This window comes from Clostridium ragsdalei P11, assembly GCF_001675165.1.
Lineage (GTDB): Bacteria > Bacillota > Clostridia > Clostridiales > Clostridiaceae > Clostridium_B > Clostridium_B ragsdalei.
Genome location: NZ_LROS01000066.1, coordinates 128,905 through 141,492, shown reverse-complemented (window position 1 = coordinate 141,492; position 12,588 = coordinate 128,905). Strand labels below are relative to the sequence as shown.

Annotated in this window: 10 protein-coding genes; 5 read left to right on the top strand and 5 right to left on the bottom strand. The window is 28.5% G+C overall.

All coding sequences use genetic code 11. The features are described from left to right. Positions 1-23: 23 nt before the first annotated feature. Complete coding sequence (locus tag CLRAG_RS17740) at positions 24-659, top strand: site-2 protease family protein (protein WP_207644838.1); 636 nt, start codon at positions 24-26, stop codon at positions 657-659. 222 nt (positions 660-881) lie between these two features. On the opposite strand, the gene CLRAG_RS17735 is transcribed toward CLRAG_RS17740, so the two are convergent. Then, positions 882-2,030 carry a glucosaminidase domain-containing protein gene (locus tag CLRAG_RS17735; protein WP_065079619.1) on the bottom strand — a complete coding sequence of 383 codons (1,149 nt, stop codon included), beginning with the start codon at positions 2,028-2,030 and terminating at the stop codon, positions 882-884. Between the two features lie 167 nt (positions 2,031-2,197). Here CLRAG_RS17735 and trmB point away from each other — a divergent pair, with 167 nt between their 5' ends. The 4 genes from trmB (at position 2,198) to CLRAG_RS17715 (ending at position 8,337) form a co-directional block, all read left to right on the top strand. Further along, on the top strand, positions 2,198-2,833 hold the full coding sequence (gene trmB / locus CLRAG_RS17730; RefSeq protein ID WP_065079618.1) for a tRNA (guanosine(46)-N7)-methyltransferase TrmB: 636 nt from the start codon (positions 2,198-2,200) through the stop codon (positions 2,831-2,833). 170 nt (positions 2,834-3,003) lie between these two features. Beyond that, positions 3,004-6,522, top strand: coding sequence for a BREX-1 system adenine-specific DNA-methyltransferase PglX (gene pglX, locus CLRAG_RS17725; protein ID WP_065079617.1), 3,519 nt, complete (start codon positions 3,004-3,006; stop codon positions 6,520-6,522). A gap of 64 nt (positions 6,523-6,586) precedes the next feature. Further along, positions 6,587-7,165 (top strand): GDSL-type esterase/lipase family protein, encoded by a 579-nt coding sequence (locus tag CLRAG_RS17720; RefSeq protein WP_167351588.1) that lies wholly within the window; start codon positions 6,587-6,589, stop codon positions 7,163-7,165. 95 nt (positions 7,166-7,260) lie between these two features. Continuing rightward, positions 7,261-8,337, top strand: a complete 1,077-nt coding sequence (locus tag CLRAG_RS17715) for a M24 family metallopeptidase (protein ID WP_065079615.1) — start codon at positions 7,261-7,263, stop codon at positions 8,335-8,337. A gap of 79 nt (positions 8,338-8,416) precedes the next feature. On the opposite strand, the gene CLRAG_RS17710 is transcribed toward CLRAG_RS17715, so the two are convergent. Genes CLRAG_RS17710 through CLRAG_RS17695 form a run of 4 tightly spaced genes read right to left on the bottom strand, consistent with a single transcriptional unit; the run spans position 8,417 to position 12,461 of the window. Next, positions 8,417-9,565, bottom strand: a complete 1,149-nt coding sequence (locus CLRAG_RS17710; protein WP_065079614.1) for a 4Fe-4S binding protein — start codon at positions 9,563-9,565, stop codon at positions 8,417-8,419. Next, positions 9,552-9,977 carry an SHOCT domain-containing protein gene (locus tag CLRAG_RS17705; RefSeq protein ID WP_083985795.1) on the bottom strand — a complete coding sequence of 142 codons (426 nt, stop codon included), beginning with the start codon at positions 9,975-9,977 and terminating at the stop codon, positions 9,552-9,554. The genes CLRAG_RS17710 and CLRAG_RS17705 overlap by 14 nt, the downstream gene beginning before the upstream one ends. After that, entirely contained in the window at positions 9,974-11,776 is a 1,803-nt protein-coding gene (locus CLRAG_RS17700) for an ATP-binding protein (protein WP_065079613.1), read from the bottom strand. Before CLRAG_RS17700 ends, CLRAG_RS17705 begins: the two co-directional genes overlap by 4 nt. Further along, positions 11,769-12,461 carry a response regulator transcription factor gene (locus tag CLRAG_RS17695; RefSeq protein ID WP_065079612.1) on the bottom strand — a complete coding sequence of 231 codons (693 nt, stop codon included), beginning with the start codon at positions 12,459-12,461 and terminating at the stop codon, positions 11,769-11,771. The genes CLRAG_RS17700 and CLRAG_RS17695 overlap by 8 nt, the downstream gene beginning before the upstream one ends. Positions 12,462-12,588 lie beyond the last annotated feature (127 nt).

The window sequence follows — 12,588 nt, the reverse complement described above, 5'->3', positions numbered from 1 at the left end:
GGGGATGAAATTATTTGAATGAAATGATATTGGATAAGATACTTATTATACCAGGAATACTTATAGGGCTTACATTCCATGAATTTGCTCACGCCTTTGTGGCAGATAGATTAGGAGATAAAACAGCTAAATTTCAAGGAAGGCTTACTTTAAATCCATTTGCACATATAGATATTATAGGCTTTATAATGATATTACTTGTAGGGTTTGGATGGGCAAAGCCTGTTGAGATCAATCCAAATGCCTTTAAAAATAGAAATAAAGATGATTTAAAAGTTTCTGCGGCAGGTCCTTTGGCTAATTTAATAACAGCATTTTTAGCTGCACTTTTGACAGTGTTTTTATATAAATTTATCTTTTCATCTAGTAATTATAATTTAGTTTCAAATATAGTAGTTAAAATTGTATTGTATGTAGTAAATATAAATTGTATGTTGTTTGTGTTCAATTTAATACCTATACCTGGATTAGATGGATTTCATATACTAAGGGATTTGTTTCCTTCGTTTTACTATAATATATCAGATACTTTATATAGGTATCAGCTTATTATACTTCTTGTATTTGTAGCTACACCAATTGCAAATTATGTGGTAGGTATTCCATCAATGGCTATATACTCTAAACTTATGACCATTGCAAATAGTATCATCAGATAAACAGAGTTCTTGGCATCAGATGGAGTTTTAACTCCACCTGATGCTTATTAACAGGATTCTTAGTGCTTCAGTACTTAGAATGCGTTATCCTTTAGGAGAAATCGTTATCCAGGGACATAGTCGCTCTCAACGTAAACTTGAAGAAGTGGGAGTATTAGAGCGAGTAGTCATCGGATAAACAGAGGAAGATTGTAAATTTGTTTTTTATTTACAATCTTCCTATTATTTTTTGCTGTAAAGTGCAAAGTAATTGTTTATTTCTTCAAATATGGCTTGGACTCCATTACCCCAATTTGAATCTTCTGCATATTTTTTGCCTATCCACATAAAGGGGTTGTTTTCCTTTGGCCTGTCTTCCGATAGATTTATGATAGTTCTGGCAGCTATTCTTGATGAATCTTTTATATCAGTATTATATTCCTGCCAACTGTGATATACGTTAAAAGGGTTATTAGCTATTTTAGAGGCACTTGGAGTATTTACAGGTACGAAGTTCTGTTCCTGTCCTGTTATAGCAAATAATAAAACTGGATTTAAATTGAACTCTCTTGCAGTACTCATTATAGTAGAGAAATATGGATCTTTGCCTAGAAGTGAATTGCGGCTGCTTAAGTAGGATTTCAATTTATCTTCATCTATTGTTTGATATTTTAAATATTCAGGAAGATATACATTTGGGAAATTTTTTTTAGCATTTTTTAAAGTTATTTGATTAGCTAAATCTTTTAAATAGCTATTCCCACTTTCAGAAGTACTGGCTATATAAAAAGGAGTTTTAAATAGGCTTTTTTGAAAAAAAACTTGTCCTAATACCTGAGAAATTAAAATAAAAAATATAATTGAGGAAAATATTAAAAGTTTTTTATTAAATTTTAACTTGAAAGGTATAGCTGGAGCAGCTGTAGTTTCAATAGTTCTATTGGGACTAACAGGCTCAGTTATTTTGTTGTTTAGGTTTTCATCTGTAACAGGATTCATTTTTGGACTTGTTATCCCTAAATAGTTGTTTAAATCTTTTTCTTCAACTGAATTTTCTATATTTGCATTTATCCAGCGGGTAATTTCTTTTGTAAAATTTTTCTTTAAAGGTTCGATTTTAATACAGCAGAGAAATATATCATACATGAAAATTGAGGCTTTATTTTTAGAGAAGGTATTTTTTAAAGTGTTTATTTTTACAGTTTGTCTATAACTTTCTGGTAGTTCCTTTAGATTTGTATCTAAAATATGGTGTATGGTGTTGGAAAGCATTTTTGCCTTTTCGCTGGACGGAATCTTAAAATATTTTTTATTAATGTATTCTTGCATTGTTTTTATATCATCAGTGTTAATTATCTTTTTGTTTTTTAGTTCTTCTATAAAGTAATCCATAATTTTCACAACCTGAATAGTATAATATTTTACTTATTATTATCGTATATTGTAGAAAAAACTTTAATAATGTATAGAAAACAATATTTATATAATAGCATTGACAGTTTTGTAATTTAAATAGATAATTTATTTTGTGATTAAAAATTTGGAAAGGAATTTAGGATATGAGACTTAGAAAAAAATGGTGGGCTAGACCTGAAATGGAGGCTAGTTCTTTAACTATAACAGAAGTACAAAAGTATAAGGGAAAATGGAAAGAAGAGTTTAAAAATCAGAATGATATATATTTGGAATTAGGTTGTGGAAGGGGAAAATTCTTGTATACTCAGGCGTTAAACAATACTAATATAAATTATATAGGCATTGATTTAAAAGATGAAGTTTTAATATATGCACTTAAAAAGCTTCAAGAAGATGAAGTTACAAATGCAAGGATAATGCCTATGAACATAGCTCAAATTGAGGAAGTTTTCGATAAAGATGAGATAAGCAGGATATATATAAATTTCTGTAATCCCTGGCCTAAAAGAAGACAAAAGAAAAGAAGACTTACCCATACTGTATTTTTGAATAGGTATAGAAAGTTTTTAAAATTAGGTAGTGAAATATGGTTTAAAACAGATGACAGGGAACTTTTTGAAGAATCTCAGGAATATTTTAAGGAAAATAATTTTGAAATAAGGTATCTTACTTATGATCTTCACAGCAGTGATTTTACTGAAAATGTAGTTACAGAATATGAGGAAAAGTTTACTTCCCTTGGAATGAAAACTATGTTTTTAATAGCAAAGATGTTGTAACAAAATAGATTTTAATACAAATATTAAAGTCTTTTAGTGATAAAGAAATGGTGATTAAACTTGCAGATGAGAATGAATTTATAGATTAACTAAGAGAAACTTTAAAAATGGAATCATATGCTTACAATTCTGTTTATCTCCTATTTCTTTGATATATGGAGGATTAAGATATGGATAAAAATACACTGAAAAGTTTTGCCATAGAAGCAAGAAATGAACTAATAGATAAAATAAAAGTGAAGGCTCGTCAATATGGTATAGAAAAAGATAGTGTAAAAAATTCAAAAATAGTTAGCAGTGATTCTATAGTTATTAATGGAAGGACTCTTAGCAAAGATGAAAAATTACAAAGAGAAAAGCTTATAAAAGAAATAGAAATTATAAATGAAAAAGGTGAGGATGGATATAGTAGTGTAATTGAGGAAGTTGCATATACTTGGTTCAATAGATTTACAGCATTAAGATTTATGGAAGTAAATAATTATATGCCTACAAGGGTTAGACCTTTATCATCTACAACTCCAGGAAGTGTTGAGCCTGACTTAATAAAAGAAGCAAGTAATGTGAACCTTCCAGTAGATAAACAAAAAATATATGAATTGAGATTAAATAATGATATGGAAGCACTATTTAAGTATATGATAATAGTTCAATGTAATTCTTTAAACACAATTCTTCCATTTATGTTTGAAAAGATAGGACATTATACGGAATTATTGCTTCCAGATGGTCTTTTAAATGAAGGAGCTTTTATTAGAAGACTTACAGATACTAATTTTATACCAGAAAGTTATTGGGAAAATGTAGAGATTATAGGATGGCTTTATCAATATTATAATTCAGAAGAAAAAGATAGAGTTATAAAAGCTAAAAAGAAATATAAAAAAGAAGAAATTCCATTTGCTACTCAGCTATTTACACCTGATTGGATAGTTAGATATATGGTTCAAAACTCATTGGGAAGGTATTGGGTGGAATCTCATCCGGAACATAATGAATTAAAGAAAGAGTGGAAATTTTATATTGAGAACCCTAATCCAGAATCAGATTTTGAAGAAAAATTAGCTCCATATATAAATAAAGAATTAAAGGTAGAAGATATTAAATGTTTTGACCCTGCTTGTGGTTCAGGGCATATATTAGTTTATATGTTTGATGTATTATATCAAATATATGAAAAATGTGGATATATGAATAGAGAAATACCAAGGCTTATTATAGAAAATAACCTTTATGGACTTGATATAGATGATAAGGCTTATCAGCTTGCTTGTTTTGCCGTTGTTATGAAAGGAATGAAGTATAATAATAGACTTCTTAGAAGTATAGAAAGAGAAGGAATGAGTATAAATATAGCGTCTATACAAGAAACTAATGACTTAAATGAAGGAGATATAGAGTATATAGCAGGAGAGTCTTCAGGAGAAAATTATGATAAGACAAAAGCTTTTATAGAGCAGTTCAAAAATGCAAAGATATGTGGTTCACTTATAAAGATAGAAGAGTTTGATAAAGAATTTTTAGAAAAAAGATATGAGCATATATTAAATGACCCTGTAGAGGATTTAATGCAAGAGGAAAGTAGAAAAAAGGTTGTTAATATATTACCTAAATTAATGAAACAGACAAGTATAATGGTGAAAACATATGATGTTTTATCAACTAATCCTCCATATATAGGGAATAAGTACTTAAATCCTATTTTAGGAGAATTTATTAGTAAAAATTATTCAGATGTAAAGTCAGATATTTTTTCAGCATTTATTGTATATAGTTTTTCTAAAGTTAAATATAATGGTCAATTGGCATTTATGACTCCATTTGTATGGATGTTCATTAAATCATATGAAAAATTAAGAAATATAATTATTGAAACAAAAAATATAAGCACTTTAATTCAGTTGGAATATTCAGGGCTTGAAGAAGCTACTGTTCCAGTTTGTACATTCACATTAAGGAATTATGAAAGCAACATATTAGGTAATTACATTAAGTTATCAGAATTTAAAGGTGTTAAAAATCAGTCAATAAAAACAAGAGAAGCAATAGTTAATCCTGAGGTAACATATAGATTCATAATTAATCAGACCAAAATGAACAGTATACCAGGAAAGAGATTTGGGTATTGGTTAACGGATAAGGAAATAGGTATATTAAATAAAGCAAAAATAATAGATGATATTTCATTCCCTTGTACTGGAATGCAGACAGGAAGTAATAGTAAATATACAAGAGAGTGGTTTGAAGTAAAAAATGAGTCTATAAATTTTATGAATGAAAAAAATAGTAATAAATATTGGATACCTTATCAAATGGGAGGAGATGCTCGTAAGTGGTATGGCAATATTTCGAAAGTTATATATTGGAAAAATAATGGAGAAAAAGTTAGAAGTGAAAAAAGTTCAGTTATAAGAAATGAAAGATTTTTTTTAAGTTACAATGGAATAAGCTGGAAAAGAATAACATCTGGTATAAATACTATAAGAGTATTAAACAAAGGATTTATTTTTGACCAATCTGCAGATTCTATATTTGTAAAAGATGAATCAGATTTTAATTATATATTAAGTTTTTTTAACACTAAAATAATTGCTAATATTTTTGAGTTCATATCTCCAACACTGAATTTGACGGCAGGAACTGTTAAAGAAATACCAATATATATGGAGAAGAATAATAACATAAGAGATAAAATAAATTTAATTTCTCAAGAATGTATAGATATATCAAGAGAAGATTGGAATTCTTTTGAAACTTCATGGAATTTTAAAAATCACCCTATATTAATGTATAAAAATAATAATAAGATAGAGCAAGCTTTTAATAACTGGGATAGTATCACGAAAAATCAATTTTATAAGTTAAAAGAAAACGAAGAAAAAATAAATAAAATTTTTATAGATATTTATGAACTTCAAGATGAAATAACTCCAGAAGTTGAAGAAAAATATATTACTATAAGAAAAGCAGATAAAGAAAGAGAAATTAAATCATTTATATCTTATGCAGTTGGTTGTGTATTTGGTAGATATTCTTTAGATCAGGAAGGACTGGTCTATGCTGGAGGCAAGTTTGATCCTTCAAAATATAAAACATTTAAAGCTGATGAGGATAATATAATACCAATACTATCAGATAGCTATTTTCAAGATGATATAGTAGCTAAGTTTGTGGAATTTGTTAAAGTTACTTTTGGAGAAGAAAGTTTGTCAGAAAATCTTAATTTTATAGCTGAAATACTTGGCAAGAAGAGTAACGAAACAGCAAAAGATACTATAAGAAGATATTTCCTTAATGATTTTTTTAAAGACCATGTTCAAACATATAGAAAGAGACCTATATACTGGTTGTTTACATCAGGAAAACAAAAAGCTTTCAACTGTTTAATTTATATGCATAGATATGATAAAACAACTTTATCAAGAATAAGAACGGATTATTTGCATGAGTTTCAAGATAGACTTGATACAGAGAGAAAATCTTTGTCAGATGTAATAGATGGAGATTATGATACTAAAGAAAAGAATGATGCTAAGAAAAAGCTTACAGCCATTGATAAGCAAATAGATGAGTTAAAGAAATATGATGAAGTTTTACATCATATGGCAGATATGCAAATAGAAATGAACTTAGATGATGGGGTAAAAGTAAACTATCAAAAGTTTAAAGGATTGTTAAGCAAAATATAACATAATAACGTAGTAAATGAGTATATATCATTTAAAATATATGATAGAAAAAGGTGAAAATAAAGTGAGTATTGTATGTATTGGAGATAGTATAACTTTTGGTTTTAGAGTCCGCAAAACGGAAAGTTGGGTTAGTGTGTTATCTAAGAAAATAAAGGAAAATATTATTAATAAAGGTATACCAGGTAATACAACAGGCGAAATGAAGGAAAGATTTCAAAAAGATGTTGTTGAGTTTAAACCATCCAAAGTTCTAATTATGGGGGGAACTAATGACGTATTTCTAAAGACAAATATTAATGATATTTTAAAAAATATAGATATAATGGTTCAGATGTGTGAAAAAAATAAATTTGTTCCTATAGTTCTAACGCCTCTTCCAGTTAAAGATGACATTGTAGAAAAGACATGGTTTAAAGATAGGGATTATGGAGAAGTTGACCAAGGTTTGTGCAAATTGCGAGAATTGTTAGTTGAATATGGCAAAAAGAAAAATATTGGAGTTATAGATGTAGGAACGATTTTAGCTGCAGATAGTAAAATGAAAGAATATTTCTTAGATGATGGAATACATGTGTCAAAAGAGATTCATAATGAAATAGCAAAAATAATAGTTAATTCAAATATAGTACAGTATAGTTAAATAAGTGTATTTTTATTGTTTTTAGAATAAAAGAAATCTACAATTATACTAGAATATGTTGTAATTTAATAAAAATTATAGGGGATGAAATTGACATGAAAATAGATAGACTGAGCAAGGTATTGGAAAAAATGGAATCTCAAAGTGTACCGCAGCTTATTGTATCAGATCCAGCATCCATATTTTATTTAACTGGAAAGTGGATACATCCAGGAGAAAGATTACTTGTACTTTATTTAAATATAAATGGGGACAAGAAGTTATTTATAAATGAGCTATTTCCTTTAGAAGAAGATATAGGATTAGAAAAGATTTGGTTTAAAGACACAGATGATGCTGTTCAAATCATCTCAAAATATACAGACAGAAATTTACCTATAGGTATAGACAAAAATTGGCCGGCTAGATTTCTTTTGAGATTAATGGAATTGAAAGCTAGCAGTAATTTTGTAAATGGTTCTGAAATAATTGATAGAATAAGAATGTGTAAAGATAATGATGAAAGAAATTTAATGAGAGAAGCATCCAGGCTGAATGATAAGGCTATAGGCAAGTTGATAAAACTGATTCCTGAAGGTTATACAGAAAAGAAGATGGGAAAAGCTTTAGAAAATATATATGAAAGTTTAGGAGCAGAAGGATTTTCTTTTGATCCTATTGTAGCTTATGGAATAAATGCAGCTGATCCTCATCATGAGATAGATAATTCTATACTTAAAGAAGGAGAAGCTGTAACTATAGATATTGGATGTGTTAAAGATTCCTATTGTTCCGACATGACGAGAACCGTATTTTATAAATATGTTCCTGAAAATAGTAAGAAGGTATATAATACAGTTTTAGAAGCCAATAAGAGAGGAATTGAAGCAGTTAAACCTGGGGTAAGATTTTGTGATATAGATAAGGCTGCTAGAGATTATATAGAAGGTAAAGGTTATGGTAAGTACTTTACACATAGAACGGGGCACTCTATAGGAATAGAATGTCACGATTTAGGTGATGTTTCTTCTGTAAATAGCGATAAGGTACAACCTGGTATGATATTTTCAATTGAACCGGGTATCTACATACCAGGTGAGATAGGAGTTAGAATAGAGGATTTGGTACTTGTTACAGAAGATGGCTGTGAAGTTTTAAATAAATACAGCAAAGATATTATAGTTGTTGAATAATAAAAAAAGATGTAGATTTCTAAATTTACATCTTTTTTTATTACGAATGTTGATAGGATTGTTGGTATGATTGACTAACTTACTTCAGTGCGTCCCTAGCTTTTTCCACTTCAAAATCGGCAATAAAATTCTTAATGTCTTTTAATTTTGTATCCTTTGGAATGGAATTAGGTATATTAAGTTTTTTATACAGTTCATTTAAATCAACTTTAAATGCTTCAGATATTTCTTGTAAAGTCATATAACCTTTTATTTCTTCAGGGTTTATTTTAATTTCAGAAGTTTTAGTGCCAGAAGCAGTTTTAGTTTCAAGAGATATTTTAGGAGGCGTATCCTGGTATATTCCTGTAAGTTTAGTAATGCCTATTCCTCCAAAGAATAATAAAATTACAAAGGTTAAAACAAATACTGGCTTAAGGGATTTACTTTTAATTTTAAATTCTAAAGCATTTTTTTCGGGACAAGATAGTATACAAATTTGACAATTAATACATTCAGCAGATTTAATTTCTTTAAGCTCAGAAACTTTAATATTAACAGGGCAATTTTTGCTGCATAGACCACAATTAATACAGTTATCATTATTTCTTACTATTTTTGATGGACTTATTTTTGAAATTATGCCGTAAAATGCACCCATAGGACAGAGATATTTACAAAAGAATCTGTCATATAATAGAGAGCCAACTATAGTGACTATGAGTATAATAAAAGCAATTAGGTACTCGCCAGTAAGGGACGATATGCCTTCAGATATATGTCCATATGCTGCCCATGGGTCATAGGGATTCATCCACAAACCAGCAGTTTTCCATGCGAAATATAGTGTTGCTACAAGAATAATGTACTTAAGGTATCTTAAAGGCTTGTCTATATTCGATGGAATATAAAGCTTTCTTTTAAAAATTTTTTTGCCTATAATGCCAAAGAACTCTTGAAGAGCACCAAAAGGACATATAAGACCACAAAAGCTTCTTCTGAAAATCAACGCTATTAATAATGTTATGATAAGGAGAATAAAGGTGCCTGAAAATATTTTTTGTATAAATGTTCCACCAAAGATCAAGCTGTAGAGTGATTCTAAGGCTCCATAGGGACACAGTGCATGTATAGATGGTGATTTGCCACCGCCAAGCAGTTGATGGAGGTAAGCCTCAATTGTAATAAGTATCAAGAATACTGCAAGTAAAATGTAGCGCAAATTTTTTAATAATTTATTGTTTTTCATTCATTTGTCCTCCCAACATTTTTAATTTAAATTTATCATAGGAAAGTTTTCCCTTTGCAAGTTCTTCACATATAGAAGCATTATAATTATTACTTTCAATTTCATTTTTGATATTCAAAAATTCTTTTGTAGTTATTTCACATTTCGCATATCTCTCAAGAAGTATAGGGGTATAAGAATTTGAATATTTAATATCCTCAATAATAGATTTCCTTTCTATAAATTCATCGGCAGTAAGGGTACCAGAAGCATATTTTTCTTTAAGTATATCTAGGACTTTTATTATAAAGGGATTTAAAGGAGGCTTATTTTTTAATACTAAAAATATTAAAATTGAAATAATTAATAGAAGAAATATTAAAATATAAGAACCATAAAACCCTAGTCCCATATGATAGCCATGTCTCATCATAATCTCACCTCATTTTTAGACTTTGTTGGAAAAGAAATAGTTATTCTTGTTCCTTTTGTAAGTTCACTTTCTATAGAAAAATGTCCATTTAAAACTTTTACTAACCTTTTTGCAATTGAAAGTCCAAGTCCAGTTCCGCCTGCATTTGAAGTCCTTGATTTATCAGCTTTGAAAAATTTTTCACCTAAATACTGAATTTCATCTTTAGGTATACCAATCCCATTGTCTTCAATAGTTATATAAATATTTTTACTATCGGAATATGAGGATATCTTTAATTTACCTTTATTTTGTGAAAACTTAATTCCATTATCTAAAAATATTATGAGTAATTGCTTCAACTTGTCGTAATCACTAAATAGAGAAGGCAAGTTATTCTGCAAAGATAGTTGTAAATCCAAGTTCTTATTATCTATTAAGGGTTTAAGACTTCTCAAAGTATCGCTAATGAGCATATTGATGTCAAGTTCATTAAAATCAATCTCCAATTTACCAGAGTCTAATTTGCTTAAATTAAGCAAATCTTTAACCATTCTTTCAAGCCTGTTAGTTTCATTTAAGAGTGTAACGCAGGTATCTTGTATACATTCTGGTTGAGTTATTCCATCTACAATAGATTCTAAGTTGCCTTTTATGACTGTTAAAGGAGTTCTAAATTCATGGGAAACATTAGAAATAAAATCTTTCCGCATTTGTTCAAGTTTTTCCTTTTCACTTACGTCTTGAATAAGAATTACACCACCTATAACTTGATTTAAATTATTTTTTATAGGAGATATAGAAAAATTTAATACTTTATTTAGATATTCTTTTACTATAGATTTTTTAGTATTACTAGATATAGCAGAATTAAACTCTTCAATTATATTTAAATTTAGTAATATTTCATTAACTTTTGTGCCTGATTCAATGTCTTTTAAAGACAGCAGTTCTAAGGTAGATTGATTAATATTTATAATATGAAAATTTGTATCTAGAGATAAAATACCCTCGCTCATACTTGTTAGTACATTACTTAACTTAGTTTTTTCTTCAAAAAGTTTGCCTATGGTGTACTGAAGTTTTAGAGATAATAAATCAAAAGAATTTGATAATTCTCCAATTTCATCTTTCTGATATATATTTGTCTTTATTCCATAGTGACCCCTTGCTAGCTCAAGTGCGGAAAAATTTATTCTCTTTATTGGTTTAGATATATTTTTGGAGAAATAATATCCCATAAATCCAGCAAGGCATATTTCGCCTATAAGAGTTAAAACTATATATATAAAAAATTTGTTCATAGAATTTGATAAATCATATAAAGAAGAATTAAGAATTACTGCACCTATTACAGTGCTGCTGCTATTTTTTATTGGAACTGCTGTAGTCATCATGTATTCTTTATAGTAAGGGTTGTATATCTCATCGTATGTTTCTGCACCAGTGAATACTTTTTCAGTAATAGAGTTGTATACTTTTTTTACATCTGCATCGTTAATGTTAGTGAGAGCAGTATCTTTATTATTTGACGCACTTATAATATTTTTATTGGAATCTAATATCCAAAGTTTTGCATTATCAATAGAGTCTATTAAATTTATAATATTTACAAAATTTTTTTCTTTAGTGCTTTGAAACATATAAGGCCTAATAGTATTTGAAATTTCCAAAGCATGTTTTTTCATGTTATTTCTTTTAATGTCATAGATGTTGTTTTTAAATACATTTAGTGCAATAATTCCAATTAAAAGAGTTGAAACGATAACGATTGTTAAGAAGCCAAGGGTAAGTTTAAAAGTAATATTTTTTTTAAACATCTTTCACCTCAAATTTATATCCTATACCCCAAATAGTTTTAATGTCCCAATTATATTGCCCATTAAGGTGAAGTTTTGCCCTTATCCTTTTTATATGGGTATCCACTGTTCTTGGGTCTCCAAAGTAATCCACACCCCATATGCTGTCCAGTAAATCATCCCTTGAAACTATTTTGTTAGGTGAACTTGAGAGCATCCATAAAACCTCGATTTCTTTTTTGGTAAGATTAATATTTTCACCTTTTATTTTAATCGAGTAATTGTCAATGTCTAATTCAAGAGACTCATATTTAATTAGTGACATTTTGTTATTTTCAGGAAGAGTAATTCTTCTTAAGACAGCCTTAATCCTTGCTACTACTTCTCCAGGGCTAAATGGTTTTACAATATAATCATCAGCACCGGAATTTAATCCTAAAATTTTGTCGGCGTCTTCACTTTTTGCTGTTATCATTATTATTGGAGTATTTGATTTTTCTCTTATTTTATTGCAAACTTCAATTCCATCCATTAAGGGCATCATAATGTCAAGTAAGATTAACTGTGGATTATAATGGTTAAATTTTAATAATGCTTCTTCTCCATCAAGGGCAAAAATTACGGTAAAGCCCTCTTTTTCTATATAAGGCTTTAAGATTTTAATAATTTCTATATTATCATCAGCAATTAAAATATTTTTATCCATCTTGTATCACCTCGTTATCTTGGTTAGATTATATCATCTGTAATAATTAGAAGTGTGAAATAATTGTGGACTGTATTTGTTATGATTGTGATTTCATTGTAAACATATTTAAGTAAATTTTAATAAA

Coding starts and splice junctions, on each gene's coding strand:
- CLRAG_RS17700 (WP_065079613.1), bottom strand. CDS start 11,776: ATGTTTAAAAAAAATATTACTTTTAAACTTACCCTTGGCTTCTTAACA.
- CLRAG_RS17740 (WP_207644838.1), top strand. CDS start 24: ATGATATTGGATAAGATACTTATTATACCAGGAATACTTATAGGGCTT.
- CLRAG_RS17710 (WP_065079614.1), bottom strand. CDS start 9,565: ATGAAAAACAATAAATTATTAAAAAATTTGCGCTACATTTTACTTGCA.
- CLRAG_RS17695 (WP_065079612.1), bottom strand. CDS start 12,461: ATGGATAAAAATATTTTAATTGCTGATGATAATATAGAAATTATTAAA.
- CLRAG_RS17735 (WP_065079619.1), bottom strand. CDS start 2,030: ATGGATTACTTTATAGAAGAACTAAAAAACAAAAAGATAATTAACACT.
- pglX (WP_065079617.1), top strand. CDS start 3,004: ATGGATAAAAATACACTGAAAAGTTTTGCCATAGAAGCAAGAAATGAA.
- CLRAG_RS17715 (WP_065079615.1), top strand. CDS start 7,261: ATGAAAATAGATAGACTGAGCAAGGTATTGGAAAAAATGGAATCTCAA.
- trmB (WP_065079618.1), top strand. CDS start 2,198: ATGAGACTTAGAAAAAAATGGTGGGCTAGACCTGAAATGGAGGCTAGT.
- CLRAG_RS17705 (WP_083985795.1), bottom strand. CDS start 9,977: ATGATGAGACATGGCTATCATATGGGACTAGGGTTTTATGGTTCTTAT.